Origin of the sequence: Pseudarthrobacter defluvii, assembly GCF_030323865.1 — a bacterium.
In the GTDB taxonomy this organism is placed as follows: domain Bacteria; phylum Actinomycetota; class Actinomycetes; order Actinomycetales; family Micrococcaceae; genus Arthrobacter; species Arthrobacter sedimenti.
In genome coordinates this window covers 2,045,935-2,071,864 of record NZ_CP066362.1, presented here as the reverse complement: position 1 = coordinate 2,071,864, position 25,930 = coordinate 2,045,935, and the positions used below count along the sequence as shown (strand labels likewise).

The 25,930-nt window shown below is 65.7% G+C and carries 24 protein-coding genes and 1 tRNA gene; 14 read left to right on the top strand and 11 right to left on the bottom strand.

Annotation, left to right across the window (positions count from 1 at the left end; translation table 11 throughout):
* The first annotated feature begins 83 nt into the window (after positions 1-83).
* A tRNA-Leu gene (locus tag JCQ34_RS09530) sits at positions 84-166 on the top strand.
* Positions 167-235: 69 nt separating this feature from the next.
* Here the strand turns inward: JCQ34_RS09530 and JCQ34_RS09525 are convergent.
* From JCQ34_RS09525 to JCQ34_RS09515, 3 genes are all read right to left on the bottom strand, one after another.
* Positions 236-1,303 (bottom strand): FUSC family protein, encoded by a 1,068-nt coding sequence (locus tag JCQ34_RS09525; RefSeq protein WP_286404178.1) that lies wholly within the window; start codon positions 1,301-1,303, stop codon positions 236-238.
* A 128-nt stretch (positions 1,304-1,431) separates the two neighbouring features.
* Positions 1,432-3,609, bottom strand: coding sequence for a S8 family serine peptidase (locus JCQ34_RS09520; protein WP_286404175.1), 2,178 nt, complete (start codon positions 3,607-3,609; stop codon positions 1,432-1,434).
* A 180-nt stretch (positions 3,610-3,789) separates the two neighbouring features.
* Positions 3,790-4,251 carry a GatB/YqeY domain-containing protein gene (locus tag JCQ34_RS09515; protein WP_286404172.1) on the bottom strand — a complete coding sequence of 154 codons (462 nt, stop codon included), beginning with the start codon at positions 4,249-4,251 and terminating at the stop codon, positions 3,790-3,792.
* A gap of 183 nt (positions 4,252-4,434) precedes the next feature.
* On the opposite strand from JCQ34_RS09515, the gene JCQ34_RS09510 reads away from it, so the two are divergent.
* From JCQ34_RS09510 to JCQ34_RS09490, 5 genes are all read left to right on the top strand, one after another.
* Entirely contained in the window at positions 4,435-6,039 is a 1,605-nt protein-coding gene (locus JCQ34_RS09510) for a phospholipase D family protein (RefSeq protein ID WP_286404169.1), read from the top strand.
* A gap of 96 nt (positions 6,040-6,135) precedes the next feature.
* Positions 6,136-6,309, top strand: coding sequence for a CsbD family protein (locus JCQ34_RS09505; protein WP_142133841.1), 174 nt, complete (start codon positions 6,136-6,138; stop codon positions 6,307-6,309).
* Positions 6,310-6,549: 240 nt separating this feature from the next.
* Entirely contained in the window at positions 6,550-6,768 is a 219-nt protein-coding gene (locus tag JCQ34_RS09500; RefSeq protein ID WP_286404167.1) for a hypothetical protein, read from the top strand.
* Between the two features lie 182 nt (positions 6,769-6,950).
* Positions 6,951-7,787 (top strand): formate/nitrite transporter family protein, encoded by an 837-nt coding sequence (locus tag JCQ34_RS09495; RefSeq protein WP_286404165.1) that lies wholly within the window; start codon positions 6,951-6,953, stop codon positions 7,785-7,787.
* 56 nt (positions 7,788-7,843) lie between these two features.
* A complete protein-coding gene (locus tag JCQ34_RS09490; protein ID WP_286404162.1) occupies positions 7,844-8,869 on the top strand; it encodes an NADPH:quinone reductase in 1,026 nt (341 codons plus the stop codon).
* Positions 8,870-8,884: 15 nt separating this feature from the next.
* Here JCQ34_RS09490 and JCQ34_RS09485 read toward each other — a convergent pair whose 3' ends face one another.
* The 4 genes from JCQ34_RS09485 to JCQ34_RS09470 all read right to left on the bottom strand — a co-directional run bounded on the left by JCQ34_RS09485 (position 8,885) and on the right by JCQ34_RS09470 (position 11,692).
* On the bottom strand, positions 8,885-9,076 hold the full coding sequence (locus JCQ34_RS09485; RefSeq protein WP_236802735.1) for a three-helix bundle dimerization domain-containing protein: 192 nt from the start codon (positions 9,074-9,076) through the stop codon (positions 8,885-8,887).
* A 199-nt stretch (positions 9,077-9,275) separates the two neighbouring features.
* The gene (locus JCQ34_RS09480; RefSeq protein ID WP_286404159.1) at positions 9,276-9,506 is read right to left on the bottom strand and encodes a hypothetical protein; all 231 of its coding nucleotides are present in this window, start codon (positions 9,504-9,506) and stop codon (positions 9,276-9,278) included.
* A gap of 75 nt (positions 9,507-9,581) precedes the next feature.
* Positions 9,582-10,553 carry a glycosyltransferase family 9 protein gene (locus JCQ34_RS09475; RefSeq protein WP_286404157.1) on the bottom strand — a complete coding sequence of 324 codons (972 nt, stop codon included), beginning with the start codon at positions 10,551-10,553 and terminating at the stop codon, positions 9,582-9,584.
* Positions 10,550-11,692, bottom strand: a complete 1,143-nt coding sequence (locus JCQ34_RS09470) for a glycosyltransferase family 9 protein (protein WP_286404153.1) — start codon at positions 11,690-11,692, stop codon at positions 10,550-10,552. Before JCQ34_RS09470 ends, JCQ34_RS09475 begins: the two co-directional genes overlap by 4 nt.
* A 206-nt stretch (positions 11,693-11,898) precedes the next feature.
* Here JCQ34_RS09470 and JCQ34_RS09465 point away from each other — a divergent pair, with 206 nt between their 5' ends.
* From JCQ34_RS09465 to JCQ34_RS09445, 5 genes are all read left to right on the top strand, one after another.
* Positions 11,899-12,201: a DUF4193 domain-containing protein gene (locus JCQ34_RS09465; RefSeq protein ID WP_018761323.1), complete on the top strand. Its 303-nt coding sequence runs from the start codon at positions 11,899-11,901 to the stop codon at positions 12,199-12,201.
* Positions 12,202-12,396: 195 nt separating this feature from the next.
* Entirely contained in the window at positions 12,397-13,137 is a 741-nt protein-coding gene (locus JCQ34_RS09460) for a M50 family metallopeptidase (RefSeq protein WP_286404146.1), read from the top strand.
* 9 nt (positions 13,138-13,146) lie between these two features.
* Positions 13,147-14,235, top strand: a complete 1,089-nt coding sequence (locus JCQ34_RS09455) for a glutathione S-transferase family protein (protein ID WP_286404144.1) — start codon at positions 13,147-13,149, stop codon at positions 14,233-14,235.
* Positions 14,236-14,280: 45 nt separating this feature from the next.
* A complete protein-coding gene (locus JCQ34_RS09450; RefSeq protein ID WP_286404143.1) occupies positions 14,281-15,390 on the top strand; it encodes a serine hydrolase domain-containing protein in 1,110 nt (369 codons plus the stop codon).
* Positions 15,391-15,483: 93 nt separating this feature from the next.
* Positions 15,484-16,533 carry an FUSC family protein gene (locus JCQ34_RS09445; RefSeq protein WP_286404140.1) on the top strand — a complete coding sequence of 350 codons (1,050 nt, stop codon included), beginning with the start codon at positions 15,484-15,486 and terminating at the stop codon, positions 16,531-16,533.
* 21 nt (positions 16,534-16,554) lie between these two features.
* Here JCQ34_RS09445 and JCQ34_RS09440 read toward each other — a convergent pair whose 3' ends face one another.
* Genes JCQ34_RS09440 through JCQ34_RS09430 form a run of 3 tightly spaced genes read right to left on the bottom strand, consistent with a single transcriptional unit; the run spans position 16,555 to position 20,168 of the window.
* Positions 16,555-17,466, bottom strand: a complete 912-nt coding sequence (locus tag JCQ34_RS09440; RefSeq protein WP_286404137.1) for a MaoC family dehydratase — start codon at positions 17,464-17,466, stop codon at positions 16,555-16,557.
* Entirely contained in the window at positions 17,463-18,803 is a 1,341-nt protein-coding gene (locus JCQ34_RS09435; protein ID WP_286404134.1) for a 3-oxoacyl-ACP reductase, read from the bottom strand. The genes JCQ34_RS09440 and JCQ34_RS09435 overlap by 4 nt, the downstream gene beginning before the upstream one ends.
* 9 nt (positions 18,804-18,812) lie before the next feature.
* Positions 18,813-20,168, bottom strand: a complete 1,356-nt coding sequence (locus JCQ34_RS09430; RefSeq protein ID WP_286404131.1) for an acetyl-CoA C-acetyltransferase — start codon at positions 20,166-20,168, stop codon at positions 18,813-18,815.
* A gap of 19 nt (positions 20,169-20,187) precedes the next feature.
* Here JCQ34_RS09430 and JCQ34_RS09425 point away from each other — a divergent pair, with 19 nt between their 5' ends.
* Together JCQ34_RS09425 and JCQ34_RS09420 are read left to right on the top strand one after the other, a co-directional pair.
* Positions 20,188-20,958 carry a TetR/AcrR family transcriptional regulator gene (locus JCQ34_RS09425; RefSeq protein WP_376977269.1) on the top strand — a complete coding sequence of 257 codons (771 nt, stop codon included), beginning with the start codon at positions 20,188-20,190 and terminating at the stop codon, positions 20,956-20,958.
* A 1-nt stretch (position 20,959) separates the two neighbouring features.
* Positions 20,960-23,074: an acyl-CoA dehydrogenase family protein gene (locus JCQ34_RS09420; RefSeq protein ID WP_286404126.1), complete on the top strand. Its 2,115-nt coding sequence runs from the start codon at positions 20,960-20,962 to the stop codon at positions 23,072-23,074.
* 101 nt (positions 23,075-23,175) lie between these two features.
* On the opposite strand, the gene glgA is transcribed toward JCQ34_RS09420, so the two are convergent.
* Positions 23,176-24,381 (bottom strand): glycogen synthase, encoded by a 1,206-nt coding sequence (glgA, locus tag JCQ34_RS09415; protein ID WP_286404123.1) that lies wholly within the window; start codon positions 24,379-24,381, stop codon positions 23,176-23,178.
* Positions 24,382-24,483: 102 nt separating this feature from the next.
* Here glgA and glgC point away from each other — a divergent pair, with 102 nt between their 5' ends.
* On the top strand, positions 24,484-25,893 hold the full coding sequence (gene glgC / locus JCQ34_RS09410; protein ID WP_286404120.1) for a glucose-1-phosphate adenylyltransferase: 1,410 nt from the start codon (positions 24,484-24,486) through the stop codon (positions 25,891-25,893).
* The last annotated feature ends 37 nt before the right edge of the window (positions 25,894-25,930 follow it).

Genomic DNA, 25,930 nt, shown 5'->3' with positions numbered 1-25,930 from the left:
AAAAGTCGTGTTAGAGTTTTTCTCGCTGCTTCGGAGAGGCGCGAAACGCTGAAAGGCGGGACGGCTTCTGCGAAATACCACCTGCGCGGGTGGCGGAATGGCAGACGCGCTAGCTTGAGGTGCTAGTCCTCGAAAGGGGGTGGGGGTTCAAGTCCCCCTCCGCGCACAAATGGGAAGCCCCGGAAAATCGTAGATTTTCCGGGGCTTCCTTTGTTTTCACAGCTGCACGGGCGCTTTACCGACCTTCCCGGTACGCCGAACGATTGTGTCTCCCTGCCGTCCGCGAACCGCGGCCAAGGACAAGGACCGCCACCGCCATGCCGACGACTGCTCCGATCAGGGTTTCCAAGCCCCGCTCCGCAATCAGAATCCCCGGCTCGGTGGGATGGGCCAGCTCGGTCATGATCAGGATCAATGGCGTGAAAAACACCAATGCCAAGCCGTAGTGCCGGGTCATGAACAATTCCGTGGGGAACTGCAAGGCGGCAATCAAGACCACCAGCAGCACCGCACCAGGTTGCTGGGACAGGATCAGCGCGGTGACGCTGAGGCCGACGAAGGTTCCCAAAATGCGGTGGAGCCCGCGCCGTATACGGCCCGCAAAGTCGGCTCCGGCAAGCGGTACTGCCGCGGCAGCCATCGCCCAGTAGGCATGGCCGTCACCGGTGAGCTGGCCTGCTGCTCCCGCGCTGCCGACGGCGAGGACGTATGCCAGGGCATGGATCATTGCTACCCGCAGCCGCGCCCCTGTCAGCGATGGGGCTACCCTACGTACGCCTGCCTCCCATGACGTCCGGCGCCAGACCCCGCCAGCCACGCCGACCGCTACCGAAAAGCCTGCAGAGGCGGCGGCGACAGCGACGACGACCGGGACAGGGGCAATGGGTGGAACGGACGCGCAGGCGCCAAGGGCGAAGATGCCGAAGAACGGCCCAACAGGTTTCAGGTTTGCCCGGTCTGCCGCCAACGAGCCGACGCCCGCTGCGAGTGATTCCACCAGGATCAGCACCCAGGACCCGGCTTGGGCTGCCGAGAGAACAGCACCCGTCGTGACCCCGGCGATCAGCAGTGCTGCGGCCGTCAGCTGGTGGTAGAGCCGCAGCTGGTGGCGCTCATCCCGGCCGTACATCCCCGTGAAGGCGCCGAACACTGCGTAGATGGACAGGTCCGGGCGGCCGGCGATGAGCAGGGCCGCCAGGGGAACCGCAACGCTGACACCCACCCTGACGGCGGCAAGGTGGTCGTTAGTTGCCGGACGAACGGAGAGAATTCCAAGGCCGGACCTCGTTAACCGCCGTGCCATTCTGTACAACTCCCACCTTCCGCACTCCGCCGCTTACCGGGCCGCCGCAACCGTGGGAAACGTGTGTTTCTACCGGGCCTGCTGCAAACAGGATTGGCTCCCGCTGGCCCGACCCGGCCCGAATGCCCTTACAGCCAGGAGATGTAGTAACCACCCGGACTCCAATGGATGACACCGCCTTGGTAATTCTGGGCGACACTTCCATCATTGCCGGTCGGATACTCGTCACTTGTCGGGTAGCCAAGGCGTCCGGATTCAAACCCTGTTGAGGCCCAGATGGACCGGGTGGCCCCAAAAGACGCGTGCGCTCCGGTTGCCGGGGACCAGATGATGGCCCCGCGTTGGTAGTTCTGGTAAACGCCGCCGTCGCGGAGCCCTGTTACTTCGTCTGTTACGGGATACCCGAGGACGCCGTTTTCGAAACCGGTCGCCGCCCATTCGCCGCGGATTGCCCCCACGGAGATGTGTACTCCCGTTGCGGGGGACCAGATGATGGCCCCGCCCTGATAGTTCTGGTAAACGCCGCCGTCGCGGAGCCCGGAGACCTCATTGGTCACCGGGTATCCCAGGCGGCCGTTCTCAAAGCCCGTGGCCGCCCAGAGTCCCCGAATCGCACCTACGGAGATGTGTACTCCCGTTGCCGGGGACCAGATGATGGCCCCGCCCTGATAGTTCTGGTAGACGCCCCCGTCGCGGAGCCCGGAGACCTCATCCGTCACCGGGTATCCCAGGCGGCCGTTCTCAAAGCCCGTGGCCGCCCAGAGTCCCCGGATCGCGCCCTTGGAGACATGCGCTCCGGATGCAGGCGAGTAGAGGATGCATCCCTGCTCGAAACACTGGTATCCCCCGTTGTCCTTGAGGCCGTAAACCTCACCTGTGGTGGCCGCTCCGAGAGCGCCGTTCAGGGACGCTGCCTTGGCAGCTATCGGGGTCTGCGGGGCCGGAACGGCGACGGCGGCCGAAGCGTCGATAAGGCCGGCACCGCATCCTCCGGAGCAGGTTCCCGGGAGGGGACGCGCGGTGGCCTTGAGCTTCGCTTCGATTTGGGATGGGACCAGTGAGGGGTCGGCGGCTTTCATCAGGGCGCCAACAGAGGCCGCCATGGGCGTGGCCATTGACGTTCCCATCATGTACCCATAGGTCTCGGCGCCCGGGCTGGTTGTTCCGGCATTCAATGTGGAGAGGATCCCCGCATCGGTGTCGCCTCCCGGGGCCATGACGTCAACCGCGGGACCGAAGTTCGAGTACGACGCCTTGGAACCGGACTTGTTGGTGGCGCCGATGGCGATGACATTGTTGCAGTTCGCCGGCGCGTCGTTCGACGCTGCCTGGTTCTCGTTGCCTGCAGCCACGAAAACCGTGGAGCCCCGGTTCACGGCGCCATCAATGGCAGCCTGCATCGTGGCAGGGCACGCGGCAGTTCCACCCACACTGAGGTTGATGGTTTTCGCCGGATTGGGGTTGTCGGGTACGCCGGTGACAGTTCCCCCGGAGGCCCAGGTAATGCCGTCGGAGACATCAGAGAGGTAACCGCCACAGGAACCGAGTGCGCGGACCGGCTCGATCTTCACGCCGGGAGCTGCGCCGCTGACTCCCTCGGCGTTATTGGCGACGGCGGCGATAATCCCGGCAACATGGGTTCCGTGCCAGGATGAGTTGGCGGACGACCCTGAACCGCAAGCGCCTGCGGTCCGGAAATCGCCCGGGTCGGAGGGGTCGGGATCCCTGCCGTCGCCGTCCCCTGAAGTAGCTGGATCCGCAATCATGTCGTAGCCGGCCATGACGTTGGCCTTAAGGTCGCTGTGCGCCGTGATGCCGGTATCAATCACGGCGACGATCTGTCCCGTACCCGTAGTTCTGTCCCAGACAGAGGGGACCCGGATGCCGACGTTGGGATCGGACAGAGCCCACTCCTGGGAGTAGTAGGGGTCATTCGGTGTGGCCGACGGGTACATGAGGATGTCAGGCTCCACGGAGGCGACGTTCCCACCTGCGGCAATGCTCTCCAGCATCCGCTGGGATTCGGCAGCATTGAGCCGGCGGCTTGCTTTCACCACCTTTGCGTCACTGGCCGTGGTCTTGACCTCCCTGACGTCGATGGAGGTATCGCCGGCAGCTTTCGCATAGGTCTTGCCCCGTTCTGCGGCGCTGCCCGCTGCTGAGGGCTTGAATTTGACGATGAACTGATCAGTGGGCAGCGGCGCGCCTGCAGAACTCCCCGGGGCGGAAGGACCAGGGGGCGCCGCTGGATTGTTTGCAGCGCTGGCCGTTGCTGCCGTGGCAGAGGCAACAAGTGTGGTGGCCATCAACAGACCCAAGGCCCTGTTGCCGATCCGGGCTTTTGTCATACCAGTCTTAGTGCGCATATCCACTCCTCTGGGCCTCCCAGTTCCACCAGCGAGCCTACTAACATCGCCCCGCCCGCGGGACCCCTCATCATCCCCCAATGCATTTCGGTCAAACCCCCCAATGCACCAGGGTAGGGGTCAGGCCAGCCGGGCCCGTACGATCTCGCTGACGGCCTTGCCGTCGAAGCGTCCGCCGATCTTCGGGGTAACGGATTTCATGATGGACCCCATGGACCGCATCGTCAGCTCGGCGCCGTCCGCTTCCAGGCTGCCGATGACCTCGTCGACGATGGCTTCGGCTTCCTCACGGCTCAAGGCCTTGGGCAGGTAGGTCTCGATGACCTCGGCCTCGGCGATCTCCGCGTCCGCCCGGTCGGCGTGGCCCGCGGCGGAATAGGTGGCAGCGGTGTCCCGGCGCTTGGCAGCCTCCTTTTGCAGCAGCGCGGTGACCTGGAGGTCATCCAGCTCGATGGGGGTCTTTCCGGACTTTTCCCGCGTTTCGATCTCGCCCAGGACGTTCCGGACCGTGGTCAGGGCCACCTTGTTGCCGGCTTTCATATGGACGATGACGTCGCCCTTCAGCTTGTCCTTCAGTGACATGGTGTTGTGCTCCAATCTTCGTAGCAAGGGAAATGGCTATGGCCAAGCCTATTCCGCCGCTCCTGCGGCGGCGGCTCCTCCTGGATTTACGGCTGCTCCTTCCGCGGACAGCAGTTGCTCAGGTCCGTAGGCTAGTTTGGGAACCCAGTCGCCCGGTCCCCCGGGCCCCGAAGGGAGCACCGAGTGGACAGCACGGTTGGCAAGTGGTTTCTGAATTGGATCGAGCGGGGCAACCCTGCCTCTGATATCCAGGCGGGCGGTGCAGGAACCCCGGCATGGTCAGAAGGCAACCTGGTCCGCCCCCTGGTGCACGGAGCGGCCTACTTCGCCAGGCTGCAGGATGAGCTGCGAGGCCTCCAAGCGGGTGACAGGGTGTGGTTCACCGACTGGCGCGGCGACGCCGACGAGCAGATCGCAGCGGACGGGACCACGATCGGCGGTTTGCTGGCCGGGCTGGCCAGGTCCGGAGTGGAAGTGCGGGGCCTCGTCTGGAGATCCCACGGCGAGCGCATATCTGCACCCATCAGCGGCCGCTCAAACGAACTCCTCAGCCGGCAGATCAACGACGCCGGCGGGGAGGCCCTGTTGGATCAGCGCGTGCGCCTGTTCGGCTCGCACCACCAGAAACTGGTGGTCATCCGTCATCGGGACGACCCCTCCTGTGACGTCGCCTTCGTGGGAGGAATCGACCTTTCGCACAGCCGCCGGGACGACTCCGGCCATGCCGGGGATCCGCAAGCGGTGAAGATGGATTCGAAGTACGGCCAGAGGCCCCCGTGGCATGACGCCGCCCTCGAACTGCGGGGCCCCGTCGTCGCCGACGTGCTGGCTGTATTTGCTGAACGGTGGAACGACCCCCACCCGCTTGACCGGCATACGCCGTACCGCATGCTGTTACAGCGCCTGGCCCGGATGCCGCGGCACCCCAAACCACTCCCGGAGGCCGCTCCTCCCCCGCCCCCGGCCGGCCCGCATGCCGTCCAGCTGCTGCGCACCTATGGCCTGAAGCACCCGCCCTTCCCGTTCGCACCGGACGGCGAGCGCAGCATCGCGCGGGGCTATGCAAAAGCGTTCGGCCAGGCCCGTTCCCTCATTTACATCGAGGACCAGTATCTGTGGTCCCGGGAGGTGGCAAGCGGAATAGCAGCGGCACTGGAGCGCAACCAGGAACTGAACGTAATCATCGTGGTGCCCAGGTACCCGGACTCCGACGGCTTCCTGGGCGGCCCGCCCAGGCGCTTGGGGCAATTGCGCGCCATAAGCATGCTCCGCAAGGCCGCACCGGACCGGGTGGGGGTGTTTGACCTGGAGAACACCGAGGGGACACCGATCTACGTGCATGCCAAGATCTGCATTATCGACGACACCTGGTTCACGTGCGGATCCGACAACTTCAACCGCCGGTCCTGGACCACCGACAGCGAGCTTACCTGTGCCGTCATGGACACGTCGGCCGAAGGCCAGCAGGACGCCGGAACACGTGCCCGGGAGTCCCGTCCGCTCGCCGCGGAGCTGCGGCAGCAGCTGTGGGCCGAACACCTCGGCCTGGACGAAGACGACCCCCAGCTCCGTATCGAGGGGTCATTGCAGTTATGGAACCACACGGCCGATACCCTGGACCGCTGGCACAACACCGGCCGCCGCACTCCACGGCCCGCCGGGCAGGTGCGCCGCCATGTCCCGGAACCCGTTACGCCCCTCCAACGCCTTTGGGCCGCCCCGGTCTACCAGCTCATCGTCGACCCGGATGGCCGCCCCCGCGGCCTCCGTGGCACCACCCGTTTCTAACCCGGTAACCCCCGTGGACTTGAAAAATAGATCCTAAGCATGCTTATGATGTTTGCAGCCGAATGCGAACGGCTGCCAACCACAGGAGGTAACACCATGGGACTGGGCGACAAGATTGAGAACGCTGCCGAAAAGGCCGGCGGTAAGGGCAAGGAAGCGGCGGGTAACGCCACTGGCGATGAGAGCCTGCGGGCCGAAGGCCAGGCGGACCAGGCAAAGGGCGGCCTGAAGCAGGCCGGCGAAAAGGTCAAGGACGCTTTCAAGGACTAACAAGCAACTATATGAAAGGGCGCACCCAGCGAACGGGGTGCGCCCTTTTGTCATGACCGGGAACAAGCATGGCAGCCACCGGTGCTCCCCTAACCTTGCTGAATTCCCCCAACCTTGCCCGCGAGGCGTTCCTATGCTCTTGACACTGGAACTGCATGGATCTTGGATCATCCTTAAGTCGTGCAGTGGGCTTTTCACTTATTGCGTCCCCCGGTTCGGGATGGTTTTCAGGGAGCACACATGGATGCCGGGACCATACTCGGGTTCATCGCAGGGTACCTCGCAACCCTGGCAGGCGTATTTCTCCTCTATCTCCCGGTCATCGCCGTGGTTGTAGCCCTGTTGGTCGCGGCCGGTGTCCTTCAATTGCTGTTGCTGCCCCTGGTCATCCTGGTCCGTAAGATTCGGCACAGACCTTCCGGCCAGGACACTGACGGTTCCTGGATGCTGGGACGCTAGAGGCGGGAAGCAGGCAGCAGCGGGCGCGCCGCCAAACCGGGGACGTTAACTCCCAGGCCTCTTCCCGCCTGGGCCTGCCCCGCCGTCGCCTCCTACTGATTTCCGGCACCCGAATGGGTGGGGCGGGCTCCTGCGGGTACTTACCAGATAGCAGTCCAGGCTATCCGGCGGTGGAGAGGCACATGAGCGAAGAACGACGGCGGGAACTCGGGGAGTCCGACGCCCCACTTGAGCATGACCTTCAGGAGTCGTTCGAACGGACGGTGGGCCAGGGGGCTGAGCGGCTGCACCGCACGATGCGGAACATCCTTGTGACCGGCGTGTTTGGTGGCTTTGAAGTGGGCCTCGGCATCATGGCCTACCTGGCGGTGCTCCATGAAACGGGAAACCATCTGCTCGCGGGCGTGGCTTTCAGCATGGGGCTCATCGCCCTCCTGCTGGCGCACAGTGAGCTGTTCACGGAGAACTTCTTAATGCCTGTTGCGGCCGTCGCTGCAAAGGAAGCGAGCTATACCCAACTGGCAAAACTGTGGGGAGGAACGCTCATTTCCAACCTCGTGGGCGGATGGATCTTCGTCTGGATCGTCATGGTGGCATTCCCCGAGTGGTCAACGGTGGTCAGCGAGAGCGCCCACCATTTCGTTGATGCCCCGTTCTCATTGCAGTCCATTGCCTTGGCAGTCCTGGGTGGAAGCACCATCACCCTCATGAGCAGGATGCAGCAGGGCACGGACAACGATGTAGCGCGCATTGTGGCCACCGTTATCGGCGGGTTCCTGCTGGCTGCTCTGCCGCTCTTCCATTCAATCCTCGACTCCCTGCTGATCTTCGCTGCGATCCACTCGGGCGCGGACATCAGCTACATGCAGTGGATGGGCTGGTTCGGCTACACGTTGCTGTTCAACGTGCTCGGCGGCATCGTCCTGGTAACCCTCCTGCGCCTGGTGCGGACAAAGGAGCTTATCCAGAAACGCCGCGCGGAGGCACCCACTGACCCCGATGCCGCCCGCAACCCCTGACCAGCGGCGGTAGCTTGGAACCCGTAGGAATTTTGCAACCGGACGTGGGAGAAAACGTGAAAGCAATCGTGTACGAAGCAACAGGTCCGTCATCCGTACTGAAGCTGCAGGACAAAGCGCTAACTGATCCGGGTGCGGGCGAAGTGCGGGTCCGCCTGGTGGTCTCGGGGGTGAACCCCACCGACTGGAAGTCACGGTCCGTCAGTGGAAGCAACAAGCTTCCCGCGCCCAAAGTTCCCAACCAGGACGGAGCCGGCGTTGTCGACCAAGTGGGGTCCGGGGTAGCCGGTTTCAACGTGGGGGACCGTGTGTGGCTCTGGGACGTCGCATGGGCCGGCAATGAAGGTACGGCACAGGAATACGTCGTGGTGCCCGCCCACAAGGTGGTGGCACTACCAGACTCCGAATCCTTCGACACCGGTGCCTCGTTGGGCATACCTGCCCTGACAGCGCACCGCGCCCTGGCGTCGAACGAAGACGGACCGGACAGACTCTCCCCCGGCTCCCTGGCAGGCCGCAGCGTGTTGGTCACCGGAGGTGCAGGGGCAGTGGGGCACGCGGCCATCCAACTCGCACGGTGGGCCGGGGCTGCCGTCATCACCACCGTCAGCGGAGACCGGAAGGCTGAACTTGCCCGCCGTGCCGGCGCGGATACGGTCATCAACTACCGGACGGAGGACGTGGTCCAGGCCGTCAAGGCGGCAGCCCCGGACGGTGTGGACATCATCGTGGACGTCAACGCTCCCGCGAACATCGAGGCAGACCTGCAGGTCCTCAAACCCGGCGGCACCATCTCGATATACGCAGCCAACCCCGGAGAATCGCTCAGTGTTCCCATCCGCGAAAGCATGACCAAGAACGTCCGCTACCAGTTCATCCTCACCTACACGGTCACGGACGGGCAGAAACAGCATGCTGTAGCCGCTGTCGCCGAGGCCCTGGCGGCGGGCGCGCTACGGGTCGGCGACGCCCACGGGCTGCCCCTGACGCGCTTCACCCTTGAGCAGACGCCCGCAGCGCATGATGCTGTGGAACAGGGCGCAATCGGGAAGGTGCTCATCGACGTCGCACCTGCACCTTAATCCCCGGCGCCGGTGTCAGCGCGAGAGGCGGTCCCGGGCGGCGTGTTCAACCAGGACAGGTATGAACGCGCGGACCCTGCCGGTGTCCAACAGGCTGTGCTCCTGCTGGACCACGTCCTCGATGTGTTCCCGGGGCAGGGCGGGAAACTTCACCGCAAGCCTGTCCACCACGTCGCCCAGCGCCCGCAACTCTTCGCTTACTCCCATCGGGAAAGTGTCAGCGTTTCAGGGAAGGCCGTCAAGACTTGACGCGAAAAAATGCGGCAGGCAAGGGAAGTGCCCAACAGTGGCCGTCGCTCCTTCAGCAGCCCAACGCAGCAAAGCGTCCGACGGCGGGCGCCGGCCCGGGCGCGGCCGTGCCACCCGGGTGCTCCACGCCGATGCACCCGCGGTAGTCACGCCGTCGTCAGTGCGGGTGCAACCTGCGGCTCCGGGGGTGCCGGTTGCGCCCCTGGGGGTGGGAAGCGGCAGCGACCGGACGGTACTCGATCCGCCGCTTCTCCGTCCGGATATCGCGCCGTTCCTGCCGCCGCGCCTTCCTTTCGGGGCGGTCAATGGCAGACAAGATAGTCAGCGTCACGGTAATCCACAAGAACGCCGTCCCCAACACCAAGGCGATTTCCAGCTCAGTGCTCATGCACCAATTTTAGGCCGCAGGGGCGGGACTCCAACCCCTGCGGACCCACATCAACAGCCCGCAAACCCACAGCGTTTAGAGAAGCCCCAGCCCCCTTATGGCAGCCATGACATCGGGCACCTGGACGGCGAGCAGGGCAGGATCGGGCTGGGCTGCGAACGTGTCGCCGCGCCGGAGTTCGGCGCGGGTAAGGACCACATGCGGTCCCGGAGGAGGCCCCCAGATTTCCGGCGGGGCCGGACCGAACAGCACCACCGAGGGTGTTCCGTACGCGGATGCCAGATGTGCCGCCCCGGTGTCGGCCGAGACCACCAGGCGTGCGGAGGCGATCGTGGCGGCGAACTCGCCAAGGCCCAGCACCCCGGCAAGGACGGCGGTGCCCGGGAGTCCTGCGAGGCGGCAAACTTCCTCTGCCCGTTCCCGTTCCGATGTCCCGCCGGTGAACACCACCTGGTGCCCGGCTTCTGCGAGCGCCGCGGCCACCGCCGCAAAGCGCTCCGCCGGCCACAGCCTGCTGCCGTATGCAGCCCCCACATGCAGGACGGTGGCGCCAGGGACCGGGCTGGGCACATGCGGCGTGTTCAGCTGCACATCCAGCGGATCCGCCTCGATGCCATGCCATTCCACCAGCCTCACCCAGCGTTCGCGCTCGTGCAGTTCGGGCCGCCAAGGAGGGCCATCCCGGTGCGCGCTTTGGTGGCCAACGGTTTGCCGTGCCTTTAACGCCTCGATCCGCCCCTGACTCTCCGGACCGCTGCCGTGTAGATTGATGGCCACGTCCACCACACCCGGTTCCATCGCCAGCGGCTCATCCAGACCGTGCGTCGGCAGCAGCTCATAGCCGCCCACCAGCCCCAAAGCTTCGGACAACCAGCCTTGGGCCGCATAGCGCAGCCGGTGCTCGGGGAAAGCCCGCCGGATTCCCTTCAAGGCCGGCACGGCGACCAGCAGGTCGCCCAGCTTCAAGGCGCGCAGGACCAGGAGCTCCGGCTTTCCATCGGCAGGAATCATGTCGCCGGACTGCTGGGCAGCTTCGGCGCCGGTCATGCGTCCGCCCTGGCGAACTTGGTGGCGGTGAGGCTGAGGACGTCCTCGTACACTTCCGGCACCCCGATGCCGCCCACTACTGAGTCGTCGTGGACACAGCGCGGGGCAGTCCAGCCGACCTGGGTGACGTCGATGCCGCAGGTGGGGCAGGTGGTCACCCAGGAGGCGTGCACGCGGTGCAGGCTTCGGCCCAGGGCACCGGCGTTGATTACGTTGCCGGCCCAAAAGATCCCCACCGTGGGCACGCCGAGCGCCTGCGCCAGGTGCCGGGGGCCGCTGTCGTTGGCCACCACGACATCAGCTTCCGCCAGCAGCGCCACCAGTCCTGCCATATCGAGTGCCCCGGCCACGGAGCGGACGCCTGCTGACGCCGCCCGCGCTGCGATGCCTTCCGCCAGGTCCTGCTCGCTGCTGTCCCCAACAATGACCACCCGTGAGCCGTCAGCCGCGCAGGCGGCAGCAAGTTCAGCGAACTTGTCCGCCGGCCAACGACGGCGGGGGTCGGTGGCGCCGGGATGGATCACCACCAGCGGCCGGCCGGCGTCGCCGTCGGCAGCTTCCGGGGCTTCTCCCCCTCCGATGGGTGCCAGCCGGGCCTCGAGGTCAACGGGGAAGGCGCCCGCGAAGCCGGCAACCTCCAAGGCCCGCAGCGGTTCGTGCTGGTAATAGAGGTAGGGGATGGTGCGTTCCAGGCTGGCGGCATCGGCTGTCCGGGTGCCCACTGTGTGGCGCGCCCCCAGGCGCAGCAGGAATGGATTCGAATACCGTCCGCCGCCGTGGACCTGGACGGCGAGGTCGAAGTTCCGGCTGCGCATCTGGGCAAAGAACCGCTCCAGCTCTTCCGGATCTTCTTCGCCGGGCCGGACTCCCTCGGCGAAGGGCAGGACCAACACTTCGTCAACGGGGCTCTGCAGCGCCGCGAGCAGCGCTTTGTGAATGGGCGTGCCCAGCAAAGTGATGGTTGCTGCAGGGTAGGCCGCCTTCAGTGCCGACATGGCCGGGATCGCGAAAATCAGGTCCCCGAGGCCGCCTCCACGCAGGACCACGATCCTGGACACAGCGTCGAACTTCTCCAGCACGGGACCGACACCCACGCCGACTTGTCCCGCACCGCCGAACTCTGCGGTGAGTTGCTCCAAAATCTGCCCCTTCCGTCAAGCAGAGGGAACAGCAACCGGCCGTCCCTCCACTGCCCATACCGCCGCGATACGGTTCCAAACCCGCGGCCGCTCCTTTGAACCTTTACCCAATCGGCGGCGGATCTACGCTTCCTGTTGGGGAATACCGGCTCCATGCTGTACGTTTCATACCCGACAGCCCATCAAAGAAAAGAGAAGCACCCAAAGTGGCAACCGATTACGATGAACTGCGCTCCGACGTCAAGGAATCGCAGGACAACTCACTCGAGCAGCTCCAGTCAGCGAATGCTCCCGATGCCCGCAGCGTCGTGCAGGAGTTGGACGAAGCTGACGGGCTGGACGGCGCCGGGGTCCCTGGTGGCGAATTCGTCGCAGAGGAGCTCGTAGTCCAGGTCATCCCGCAGGCTGAGGACGAGTTCACCTGCTACTCCTGCTTCCTGGTCCGCCACCGGTCCCAGATCGCCCGGCAGAAAGACGGCCATAGCTACTGCACCGAGTGCGAAGGCTAGGGCGTCACGCTTCCGCCAGTGGCCAAAACCACGACCTTTGCCCGAAAGGCACGCCGCGCCAGGCGTGCCTTTCGGCTTTAAGCATTCACCCAGTCCGGCTTCTTTAAGCATTCACCCAGCCCGGCTTCGTAGCGTTGGGCACAACACGTACGACGCCGGCACCCACCACGCCGGACCGGCAGCCAGGAGGCAGCGGTGGACAGCCCCGCCAGCTTGTGGAGCGCGTTCAGCGCAGCATTCACCCAAACAAACGTACCCACCGTCACGTGGGTTGAGATGCTCCTGTCCCTGGCAGCCGCCGTCGCCCTGTCCATCCCACGCCGCAGCTGGCGCTACTTCGGGCTCCTCGCCACCGCCACGCACGAACTGGGCCACGCGTTCGCCGCCGTAACCTCCGGGCAGCGGCTGGCAGGAATCCGGCTCCGGCTTGACCATTCGGGGACCACCACCACGTACAGCCGGAGCAGGCTGGCGGCTGCGTGGTCGTGTTTTTGGGGCTATCCGGTCCCTGCCATGGTTGGTGCAGCTTTCGTATGGTGTGGGCTCAACGGTTGGGGTCCGGCAGCCATGGCCACCAGCGCGCTGGTCCTGGCCGCGTCATTGCTCTTCCTGCGCAACGTGGCCGGATTCGCCATCACCGCTGCAGCCATCGCCGGCACCGCGTCCCTGGCGTTCCTTGCACCTGGTTCCGTCGTTGGACACGTGTCCGTCGTCCTCGGCCTGGCACTGCTGGTGGCCGGCGTCCGCGACCTGCTCAAACTCACCAACGTCCACCTCCGCCGCCGCGACCGGCTGGGCAGCTCCGATGCCTACCTCCTGTACCGTGCCACCTCGGTTCCGTCGGGGATCTGGATCGCCTTGTTCACGCTGATTGTCACCGGGGCCTGGATTGTGGCCTGGCAGCCAATTTCGATGATCCTGCTGAAAGGCGCCTAGGCTGGTGGCATGAGCCAGGAAACGGAAAGCACCTCCACAGCGGCCGGCGGCACCAACGGGCACAGCACCCGCGGAGCCTATGTGACAGGCGGCGCGGAATTCACCCGCGACACCAATTACATTGAGGACCGCATCACCAAGGACGCCGCGCCCGGCAGCAACGGCGAGCCGGGCTGGCCGGTGGAGGCGGGGCGTTACCGCCTCGTTGCCGCCAGGGCCTGTCCGTGGGCCAACCGCACCGTAATTGTCCGGAGGCTGCTGGGGCTGGAAGAGGCAATCTCGCTGGGCCAGCCCGGCCCCACCCACGATGCACGGTCCTGGACGTTCGACCTCGATCCCGGCGGCGTGGACCCGGTCCTCGGCATCGAGCGCCTCCAGGAGGCCTACTTCAAACGCTTCCCCGGTTACCCGCGCGGCATCACTGTGCCTGCCCTCGTGGACGTGCCCAGCGGCGAAGTGGTGACCAACAACTTCCCCCAGATGACCCTGGACTTTTCCACGGAGTGGACCGAGTTCCACCGGCCGGGTGCACCCCAGCTCTATCCCGAACACCTCCGTGACGAGATCGACCAGGTGAACAAGCGGGTCTTCACCGAGGTTAACAACGGCGTCTACCGCTGCGGCTTCGCGGGCTCCCAGGAAGCCTATGACGCCGCGTACGAACGCTTGTGGACCTCGATGGACTGGCTTGAGGACCGCCTCTCCGGTCAGCGCTTCCTGGTGGGTGACACCATCACCGAGGCGGACGTGCGGCTGTTCACCACACTTGCCAGGTTCGATCCGGTGTACCACGGGCACTTCAAGTGCAACCGGCAGAAACTGAGCGAGATGCCCAACCTCTGGGGCTATGCCAGGGACCTGTTCCAGACCCCGGGATTCGGCGACACCATCGACTTCGTTCAGATCAAGCGGCACTATTACATCGTCCATGAGGACATCAACCCCACCGGAATTGTTCCTGCCGGCCCCGAGTTGGGCGGATGGCTGGAAGAACACGGCCGCGAGTCACTGGGCGGGCGGCCGTTCGGCGACGGTACGCCTCCGGGCCCGGTGCGGCCGGGTGAGGAAGTGGCGCCGGGACACGGCGCCGTCCGCTGAGCTGGACCCACCGAAGGAAACCGCTTTCCTCCTACACTGGGAGGCATGCAGACTTCTCTTGGTTTTGTGGCACCGGGATACGCAAACGTCCTGGCCCTGTTCGAGTCCCTTCTCGCCGAGGATTCCCGCTACAGCGCACAGCTGGCTGCCTACCACCAGGGTTTGCCGGTGGTGCACCTGACCGGCGGGCCGGACATGGCCGCCGACACGCTGACCGGCGCGTATTCGTGTTCGAAAGGCGTTGCCGCCATGGTTATCGCCCTCCTCGTGCAGGATGGAGTCCTTGAACTGGACCGCCCCGTGGCCTACTACTGGCCTGACTTCGCAGTGCATGGAAAAGACCGGCTGCTGGTCAGGGAGGCGCTGTCGCACCAGGCCGGCCTGCCGGGCGTTGAGGGCGGCTTCGCGCTGGAAGAGTTCACAACAGCCGGCGCCGCCGCCAGGCTGGCCGCTGCCGCTCCTGCGTGGGAACCCGGCCGGCAGTTCGGCTACCACGCACTCACCATCGGCATCCTGATGGAGGAGCTGTGCCGCCGGACTACGGGCGAGGCACTGCAGGACCTCTATGACCGGAGGATCCGCAAGCCGCAGGAGGTGGAGTTCTTCCTGGGCCTTCCGGAGGACCAGGAACCGCGGTACCGGGATGTCCTCTACGACGATGCCCCGAACCAGCCATGGGTGGACCCGCTCAGCCTCGAAGGCCTCAACAGCAATGCACCCGTGAGCACCATCATGGAGCTGCCGAACATCCGGTCTGTGCGGGCTGCCGGCATGTCCGCCGCGGGCGGCGTGGGATCAGCGGATGGCCTCGCCCGGCTGTACGCGGCGGCGACCACCGGCGTCGGCGGCGGTGAGCCGTTCCTCACAGGGGGGACCATCGCCGCGATGACGCGGGAGCAGGTGTGGGGACTGGACCGGTCCTCCGGACTGGACAATGCTTTCGCCGTCGTTTTCATGAAACCGCACCCCTCGCGGAACTTCGGCAGCCACCGCGCCTTCGGCCATGAGGGCGCCAACGCGGCCCTCGGGTTCGCCGACCCGTCCTATGGCCTGAGTTTCGGCTACATCCCCCGGCGCGCGGAAGAGGGGCGAACTCCGGGCCGGGCCCACAGGCTGGCAGCTGAGGTAAGGCGCTCAACAGCAGGTTTGTCCTGACGCACCCCCGGCCCTACTGTTATCCGGATGGGCAATACTCAGGCACGGCCGGATGCACGGTGGGCTCGGGGGACCCAACTACTCAAACAATCGGTGGCGGGACTTTCTGCTGCCTTCGCGGCACAGCGGCTGCAACTGGCGGGGAAGGCGGCCATAGCGGCGGGGCTGGCCTTTGCCATTGCGCCGCTCATGCCGGGCGCGGCGTCGCACTACGCTTACTACGCGCCGCTGGGTGCACTGGTGGCGATGTACCACAATGTCGCCGGCTCGGTGAAGCAGGGGGCACAGGCCTTGGCGGGGCTTGCGATGGGTATCGGCCTCGCTTTCGTCCTGGTGAGCATCAGCGAACCCTCACCACTGACGGTCGCCCTGTTCATGGGGGTGGGCGTGTTGCTGGGCGGGTTGCCGGGCATCGGGTCAGGCAGCGATTGGATCCCGACGGCGGCCCTGCTGGTTCTGCTGGTTGGCGGCAGTAATGCGGAAGATTTCTCCTACGGCTACCTGGTGCAGATGGCGGCAGGAGTGGCGGTGGGCATTGCAGTGAATTTCCTGATCTTCCCTCCGTTGCACCTCAACGCGGCTGCCTCAAGCTTGGCTGACCTGCGGCTCGCACTGGGCCGGCAGCTGACGGACATGGGCGCCGCCCTGACGGAAAAATGGCCGCCGGAGCACGAGGACTGGTCGCGCAGATCGGACGAACTGGCGGAAGCGGCACGCTCAGTGCGGCATCTGGTCAAGGAAGCGGACGCCAGCCGCCGCGCCAATCCACGCCGGAAACTGCACCCGCGCGACATCGACCGGGACTACCAGGACCTGAGAAACCTGGAACGGGTCACCTTCCATATCCAGGACATGACAGACGTGCTTTCCGACGTGATCTGGGAAGACGACGTGCCCTACGCCATCCCTTTGCAGGACAACGAACCTCTGGCTGACGCCATCACGGCCACCGGGGAACTGGTGTCTACAGACGACGATGACGCCCAGGAGTGGAAGGACCGCTACGACGCTGCCGTTGCGGCGGTGGAGGCCTGCATGGCCGCCACCGCCGGCAGGCCCGCTTCGCAGGGAACGGTCCCTGCGTCAGAATCGGTCCTGCTCAGCCTTCACCGGATCCTGCGCGCGGTGCGGCCGAAGGACTAAAGCCGGATATCCGGCGACGAACTAAAGGGCAGCAACAGTGCCGGTGAAATGACGCCGCCCGGAGCGCGGACTCCACGCCACAAAGCTGGACTGCTTCCATGCCCCGGAAGCGCTTTGTTCGCTGCCGATCTCCAGGGCCACCCGTGACGGCAGGAAAACGGGCGCCTCGAATTCCACGTCCCAGGTGAAGGAATCGCCCCGGGCCGGACCCACATCTGCAAGGGCCCGCGATGCCAGGTACATGCCATGCGCGATCGAACGGCGCATGCCCAGTGCCTTGGCCGAGAGCACACTCAGGTGGATGGGGTTGAAGTCCCCCGACACAGAGGCATAGGCACGGCCGGCGTCCACACCCAGCTGCCACAGGGCGGTTGGGTCAGGTGCCGTGAAGTCAGCCCTTGCCGGGACGGCGCCGGGCTTGTCAATGCCCGGCAGGAACACCCCCTTGGCCAGGTAGGTGGACACCCCGCGCCAGTGCACCTCGACAGAACCGGCGGGCCGGACCTCCGCCACAACGTCCACCTGGGTTCCCGCACGGTGTCCGCGCAGGTTTTCCACCTTGGCGGTCATGTCCAGAACGTCGGTGAAAACCAACGGCGACCACTGCTCCACGCTGTTGCGCAAATGGATCATGCCCAGCAGGGGAAGCGGAAAGTCGTCCCGGTTCATGACACTCATGGCCAGGGGAAATGCGATCGCGTGGATGAAACCAGCCGGCAGGACGTCGCTGGCCGTCTCACCGATCAGGTGCTGGTACGCGGTGAGGTTTTCGACGTTTACAGCGACGCCCCTGACTTCGTGGCTCTCAGTCGGAAGGACCGAGGTGTCATGGTTTCCCAGGAGCCTGCGCCGTGCAGCCATTGCGGCCGCGTTTACGTAGAGCTTGGACAGGGACGGCATCTCGGTCAGGATTACTGGTTGCTGGAGTGTCATGCCCCCACCAGGTTCTGCCCGCACACCCGCAGCACCTCCCCGTTGATGCCGCCCGCAGCGTCGCTGGCCAGGAACGCGATGGTTTCCGCCACGTCGGAGGGAAGGCCGCCCTGCTGGAGCGAGTTGAGCCGCCGTGCCACTTCGCGCACGGCAAAGGGGATGCGGGCCGTCATCTCGGTTTCGATGAAGCCGGGGGCCACCGCGTTGATGGTGCCGCCACGGGACGCGAACAGCGGGGCGCTGGCCCGGACCATTCCCATCACTCCCCCCTTGGATGCGGCGTAGTTGGTCTGCCCCCTGTTCCCGGCGACGCCACTGGTGGAGGCAACTGAAACGATACGCGGCGCTGGTCCCAAATGCCCGGATTGCAGCAGTGCCTCGTTGATCCGGAGCTGGGCGGCGATGTTGATGTTGATGACGCTGTTCCACCGCGCCTGGTCCATGTTGGCCAGCAGCTTGTCCCGCGTGACACCCGCGTTATGCACCACGATGTCCAGCCGCCCGTGCCGCTGGACGGCGTGGTCGAGGATACGCTGCCCTGCATCCGCCCCGGTGATGTCCAGCTGCAGGGCGGTGCCCCGCACCTCGTTGGCGACCGCTGCCAACTGGTCCCCGGCAGCCGGGATGTCCACCAGGATCAGCGTGGCACCGTCACGGTGCATGGTCCGGGCAATCTGGGCCCCGATGCCGCGGGCGGCGCCGGTGACGACGGCGACTTTTCCTTCCAGCGGCCGTTCAGGGTCGGCCGGAAGCGCGCCGTCCTCCGTTGTGACCGTCAGGAACTGGCCGTCCACGAATGCGGACCGGGCGGAGAGGAAGAACCTGATGGCGCCAAGGGCGCTGGGGCTGGTGGACCTGGTGCCGCCTGCGAGGAGTACTCCGTTTCCTGTTGCCCCGGCCCGCAGTTCCTTGGCAAGGGAGCGTAGGAAGCCATCCACCCCCTGCCGTGCCGCTGCGGCCTGGGGCGAGGACGCCTCCGCCGCGGGACGCGACAGGGTGATGATCCGGCCGCTGGCCCGCAGGTCGCGGAGCGAACCGGCCGCGGCAAGTACGGGCTTTTCCAGGTCCGCCGGGTGCTCCACCTCGTCGAGGACCAGGATGATGGCGCCAAGCTTTTCGGCCGGGACCGCGTGCCGCCTGACATCAAGGTCCCAGGACAGCAGTTCGGCGGCAAGTTTGTCCGCCCCTGCCGTGTCCCCCACGACAACGACGGGGCCCGCCACCAGCGGCTGGCCAGGCTCGTAGCGGCGCAAGACAGCGGGCTGCGGGAGGCCGAGCTTCTTTGCAAGGTTGCGGCCCGGGCCGCTGTTGACCAGTTGCGTGTATGTATCTGCCATGCCGCCCTCCTACAGGGATTCCAGGATCGCGACGACGCCCTGGCCGCCGGCCGCGCAGACTGACACCAGGCCGCGGGCGGGACGGCCGGTGGCGGCGGCCTTGTCGTGCAGCATCTTGGCCAGGGTGCCGACGATCCGGCCGCCGGTTGCGGCGAACGGGTGGCCTGCCGCCAGCGAAGAACCGTTGACGTTGAGGCGCAACCGGTCGATGCTGCCGAACGCCCCGTCCAGGCCCAGGCGGGTCCGGCCGAATTCCTCGTCCTCCCAGGCGGCCAGGGTGCTGAGGACAGTGGCGGCAAAGGCTTCATGGATTTCGAAGTAGTCAAAGTCCGCAAACGTCAGGTTTTGCCTGGCCAGGAGCCGGGGTACCGCGAACACAGGTGCCATCAGCAGCCCGTCCTTGCCGTGCACAAAATCCACTGCAGCAGCCTCGGCGTCAACCACGGCTGCCAGCTTGGGCAGGTCACGGGCATCTGCCCATTCGTCGGACGCCAGCAACACAGTGGAGGCGCCGTCCGTCAGCGGCGTGGAGTTGCCAGCCGTCATCGTGGCATCCGCACCGAGGTTGCGGCCAAAGACCGGCTTCAGGCCGGCGAGCTTCTCCATGGACGTATCAGGGCGGAGGTTCGCGTCACGCGTCAGTCCGCGGTAGGGCGTCATCAGGTCATCAAAGAACCCCGAATCATAGGCGGCTGCAAGGTTGTGGTGGCTGTTCAGGGCCAGCTCGTCCTGGGCTTCGCGGGAGATCTTCCACTGTGCGGTGGTGAGGGCCTGATGCTCGCCCATGGTCAGCCCGGTACGGGGCTCTGCCGTGCCGGGGGCGAGCGGCGCCAGGTCCTTTGGCCGCAGCCGGCTCAGGATCTGCAGCCGCTGGGGAAGTGTCTTGGCCCGGTGGAGGTCCAGGATCACCTCGCGAAGCCCTTCGCTCACAACCACTGGGGCATCGGAGGCCGAATCAACCCCGCCGGCGATGGCGGAATCGATCTGCCCAAGCTTGATCTTGTTCGCCAGTCCCACCACCGTTTCAAGGCCTGTGGCACATGCCTGCTGGAGGTCGTACACGGGGGTCTCGGCCGAGAGTGCCGAACCCAGGACGGCTTCCCTGGTGAGGTTGAAGTCTTTGGAATGCTTGAGCACCGCGCCCGCCGCCACCTGGCCGATCCGCTCTTCCTGAAGTCCGAAGCGTGCAATCAGGCCGTCCAGGGCAGCGGTCAGCATGTCCTGGTTGGAGGACTTTGCATAGGCGCCGCCGGCACGGGCGAAGGGGATCCTGTTGCCGCCGACGATCACCGCCCTGCGGGTTGCCGGGACGGCGGCTGAAACTGATCCATCAGGCGCGGGGGTGGACTGTCCGTCTATGGACATGGAAGGCTCCTCGGGTCACATGCGGTTACCGATACCCAGCGTACCTGATACGCTGGGTATCGTGAACTTTCAGGACACAACCCTCCCTCCTTCCCTTGAGCTTCACCAAACCGCAAGCTCCGATGGGCGTTCCTCGCGCTGGCAGACCCACCGTGAGGAACGGCGCAGGGAGCTGATCAAGCAGGCCCGCCGGGCAGTGCATGCGCTTGGCAGCGACGCATCCATGGAGGACATCGCCAGTGCGGCCGGAACCTCCAAGTCGGTCTTTTATCGATACTTCGGGGACAAGGCCGGGCTGCAGCAGGCTGTGGGCGAAGTGGTCCTGAGCCAGATGCAGCACCGCATCCAGGAAGCCGCGCAAAGCGCCGTCACGCCCCGTGAAGGGCTGCTGGCAATGGTGTCGGCCTATCTGCAAATGGCAGACACCAGCCCCAACGTCTACACGTTCGTCACCAGCTACGCCCCCGCCGACCAGGCCGGCACTGCCCATCCTGCGGCCGCCGGCGGCCCGCTGGGGCACTTCTTCGACGCCATCGCGGACATGATTGCCAAGCCGATGCGCTCGCACCTCGGGGATGTTGGGGAAGCCGTCATCGGCTACTGGCCCAAAGCGGCCATCGGCCTGGTACGTAACGCCGGCGAACAGTGGCTCAGCACCCCCGACACCCCGGCCAAGCCGACCCAGGAGACCATGGCCCGCCAGATCACGGCGTGGCTGTGCGTTGGCATAGTCCCTGAGCTCACCCCCGCTTCACCGACCACCAAGTTATCCGCCAAAGAAGGACAGTGACATGACTGATGTAGTGGAACGCCAAGCCGGCAAGGGCCTCCGCCCCGCGGCAACCCCTGCAGCCACTCCGGACAAAAGTTCCGCACCCGCCGTCGACGTCGAGGCACTGGGCAGGCAGCTCCTGGGAAAGTGGGCCGACGTCCGCCTCCAGGCAAGGGACCTCGCGGCCAAGCCGGAGCTGCACAAAGTGGAGGGCCTGACCCACACGGACCACCGTGCGCGCGTCTTCGGCCAGCTCAAATACCTCGTGGACAATGAGGCTGTGCACCGTGCCTTCCCGTCCAACCTGGGCGGCTCGGACGACCACGGCGGAAACATCGCAGGGTTTGAGGAACTGGTGGTGGCCGACCCATCGCTCCAGATCAAAGCGGGCGTCCAGTGGGGACTCTTCGGGTCCGCTGTGATGCATCTGGGAACGGCAGAACACCACACCAAGTGGCTGCCGGGAATCATGAACCTTGACATCCCCGGCTGCTTCGCCATGACGGAGACCGGCCACGGCTCGGATGTGGCCAGCATCGCCACCACCGCAACCTACGAGCCCGCCACCGAAGAGTTCATCATCAACACCCCGTTCCGCGCCGCCTGGAAGGACTACATCGGCAACGCCGCCAACGACGGACTCGGCGCCGTGGTTTTCGCCCAGCTGGTCACCCGCGGCGTAAACCACGGAGTCCACGCCTTCTACGTCGACCTGCGGGACCCGGACACCAAGGAGTTCCTGCCCGGCATTGGCGGCGAGGACGACGGCATCAAGGGCGGCCTGAACGGCATAGACAACGGCCGCCTGCACTTCACCAACGTCCGCATCCCCAGGACCAACCTCCTGAACCGTTACGGCAACGTCGACGCGGACGGAACCTACACCTCGCCCATCGCCAGCCCCGGCCGGCGCTTCTTCACCATGCTGGGCACCCTGGTCCAGGGCCGGGTATCCCTGGACGGCGCCGCCGTCGCCGCCTCCAAGGTGGCCTTGAAGGCGGCCATCCAGTACGCCACCGAGCGCCGCCAATTCAATGCCTCCTCCCACACGGAGGAGGAGGTCCTGCTCGACTACCAGCGCCACCAGCGGCGGCTGTTCACCAGGCTCGCCACCACCTACGCGGCCGCTTTTGCCCACGAACAGCTCCTGGAGAAGTTCGACGACGTCTTCTCCGGCGCCCACGACACCGACGCAGACCGCCAGGACCTGGAGACCCTGGCCGCAGCGCTGAAGCCACTGAGCACCTGGCACGCCCTGGACACCCTGCAGGAATGCCGTGAGGCATGCGGCGGCGCAGGGTTCCTGATCGAAAACCGCTTCGCCTCACTGCGCGCGGACCTGGATGTGTACGCCACCTTCGAGGGTGACAACACAGTCCTGCTCCAGCTGGTGGCCAAGCGCCTGTTGGCCGACTACGCCAAGGAATTCCGCAACGTGGACTTCGGCGTCCTGGCCCGCTACGTGGTGAACCAGGCTGCCGGTGTCGCAGTCCACCGGACCGGCCTGCGCCAGGTGGCCCAGTTCGTGGCGGACTCCGGATCGGTCCAGAAGGCCGCGAACGCACTGCGGGACGAAGAAAGCCAGCGCGCACTCCTCACGGACAGGGTGCAGACCATGGTGGCCGAGGCGGGAGCCGCGCTCAAGGGCAGCAAGCGCCTCCCGCAGGACAAGGGCGCCGCCTTGTTCAACCGGCACCAGAACGAACTCATCGACGCCGCCCAGGCCCATGCCGAGCTGCTGCAATGGGAGGCCTTCACCGAAGCCCTCCACCAGGTGGCGGACCCGGGAACCAGGACGGTACTGACCTGGCTGCGCGACCTGTTCGGCCTGTCGCTGATCGAGAAGAACCTGTCCTGGTACCTCATGAACGGCCGCCTCTCCATGCAGCGGGCCCGCACCGTGGGCGGATACATCAACCGGCTGCTGGAGAAGATCCGCCCGCACGCCCTGGACCTGGTGGACGCCTTTGGATACGGCGAGGACCACGTCCGTTCAGCCATCGCCACCGGCGCGGAAAAGACACGCCAGGACGAAGCCCGTACGCATTTCCGGAACCAGCGTGCCAGCGGACAAGCCCCGGTGGATGAGAAGGTGCTGATCGCCAGGACCGCCGCGGCGGGCCGTAAAGGCTGACCAGCCAACTCCCGCGCCTTTCGGCAAAGCCGGAAAATAACGACGGCGCCGCTCCCCCGCCAAGGGGAGCGGCGCCGTCGTCGGTTGTACTTGCGGGACGATCAGCCGGCGGCCGGCAGCACCGAACGGTACACCTCGAGGGTGGTCTCTGTGATGGACTCCCACGAGAAGTGCTTTTCGGCCCGCTCCCGGCCGGCGCGTCCCATGGCCCGGGCGCGTTCGGGATCGGACACAACTTCGGTGAGTGCGTCAGCGAATTCCTTGACGAACTTTTCCGGATCCAGGGGTGTCCCGGTGCCGTCCGTAACCTGCTCCAGGTCCACCAGCAGGCCGGTGCGGCCGTGCTCCACCACCTCGGGGATGCCGCCGGTGGCGCTGGCCACCACTGCCGCGCCGCAGGCCATGGCTTCGAGGTTGACGATGCCCAGCGGCTCGTAGATGGAGGGGCAGGCAAACGCGGTGGCGTGGCTGAGCACCTGGATGAGCTCATGGCGCGGCAGCATCCGCTCAATCAGCACCACGCCAGTCCGCTGCTTCTGCAGGTCCTCAATCAGGGCCGCCGTCTCCGCTGCGAGTTCCGGGGTGTCCGCCGCGCCGAGGCACAGGACCAACTGGACGTCCGCCGGCAGCTTCGCCGCCGCACGCAGGAGGTAGGGGACGCCCTTCTGGCGTGTGTTTCTTCCCACAAAGACGACGCTCGGCTTGGCGGGGTCGATGCCCAGGGCGCGGACGGCGTCGTCGTTTTCGTCGCGCTGCCACAGCTCCACATCGATGCCGTTGTGGACCACGCGGACCTTTGCCGGGTCCACGTTGGGGTAGCTGCGCAGGATGTCCTGGCGCATGCCCTCGGACACCGCGATGATCGCGGCCGCAGCTTCGTACGCCGTCTTCTCCACCCAGGAGGAAAGGGCATAGCCGCCGCCGAGCTGCTCAGCCTTCCAGGGGCGCAGCGGCTCGAGGCTGTGGGCGCTGAGAACGTGCGGGATTCCGTGCAGCAGGGAGGCCAAATGGCCGGCCATATTGGCGTACCAGGTGTGCGAATGGACCAGGTCCGCGCCTTGCACGTCCGGCACAATACGCAGGTCCACACCGAGGGTCTGGACTGCCGCGTTCGCTCCGCCAAGGTCCTGCGGGACCTGGTAGGACGTCACGGTCGCGCCGTGGTAATCGGCATCACGGGGAGCGCCGAAAGCACGAACCTGCAGGTCAACGTGCTTACTAAGCACCCTGCTCAATTCGGCCACATGCACCCCGGCGCCACCGTAGATCTCCGGCGGGAACTCTTTAGTCACAATGTCTATTCGCACAAGACCCAAGGTAGTCGTTCACGGATAACTGTTCTAGTGTGAAGGAGTCCGGGCATACCGGACTGTCTTGGGGAGTTACGAAGGCGTACAGGAGCGACCATCATGCCGTTGACCAAAAAAGTCCTGGCCATTGTCCTCGCAGGTGGCGAGGGAAACAGACTGATGCCATTGACGGCAGACCGGGCCAAGCCCGCCGTGCCCTTCGCCGGCAGTTACCGCCTTATCGATTTCGCGATTTCCAACCTGGTGAATTCGCGCTACCTGCAGATTGTGGTCCTCACCCAATACAAATCCCACAGCCTCGACCGGCATATTTCCGAAGCATGGCGTATGTCCACCCAGCTTGGCAACTACGTCGCCTCCGTCCCCGCACAGCAGCGCGTCGGCAAGAGCTGGTTCCTGGGCAGCGCCAACGCCATCTACCAGTCCCTGAACCTGATCCATGACGCCAACCCCGACATCGTCGTCGTGGTGGGCGCGGACCACGTGTACCGCATGGACTTCGCCCAAATGGTGGACCAGCACGTCCGCAGCGGCGCCAAGGCCACCGTGGCGGCCGTCCGCCAGCCGCTGCACATGGCCAACCAGTTCGGCGTCATCGAAACGGACCAGGACGATCCCCAGAAGATCGCTGCGTTCGTGGAAAAACCCGCGAGCACCCCCGGGCTTGCCGCGGACCCCTCCCAGTTCCTGGCCTCCATGGGCAACTACGTCTTTGACGCCGACGCCCTGGTGGCCGCGCTGCACGTGGACGCTGAGCGCCTGGACACCAAGCACGACATGGGCGGGGACATCATCCCCTACTTCGTCAACCGCGGCGAGGCCGGCGTGTACGACTTCACGCTCAACGAGATCCCCGGCTCCACCGAGCGCGACCGCACCTACTGGCGCGACGTAGGCACCATCGACTCCTTCTATGACGCCCACATGGACCTCATCTCGCCGCTGCCGGTCTTCAACCTCTACAACTCCGAGTGGCCCATTTACACCCGGCAAACCATTTCGCCGCCGGCCAAGTTCGTCCGCGGCAAGAACAACACCGTGGGCACGGCGCTGGACTCCATCGTGGCCAACGGCGTGGTGATTTCCGGAGGCGTGGTGGAAGGCTCGGTGCTGTCCAACGACGTCTACGTGGCCACCAGCGGCCGGGTCATCGATTCGGTCCTGATGGACAAGGTGCAGGTGGGTGAAGGGGCAGTGATCAACCGCGCCATCCTGGACAAGAACGTCAAGGTGCCCGCAGGTGCTGCCATCGGACTTGACCCGGACCTGGACCGGGCGCGCGGGTTCAAGGTCACCGAATCCGGAATTACGGTCCTGTCCAAGGGCCAGGAGGTCCCGGAGCCCGGCGAAGAAGAACGGAAGCTTGCCGCGCAGCATGTCAGCGTCCTGCCCAGCGCCATCCGGGCCGCCGCGGAGCAGTATCCCGACATGCGCGAGGCTGCGGACAAGGTTGCCGGCACGCATGCTGCCGCAGCCGCGGAGGCCGCACCAACCGGCAGGCTTTCCTGACGCCCGGGAATCCCCTGCTTTCCGCAGAGCAAGCGAG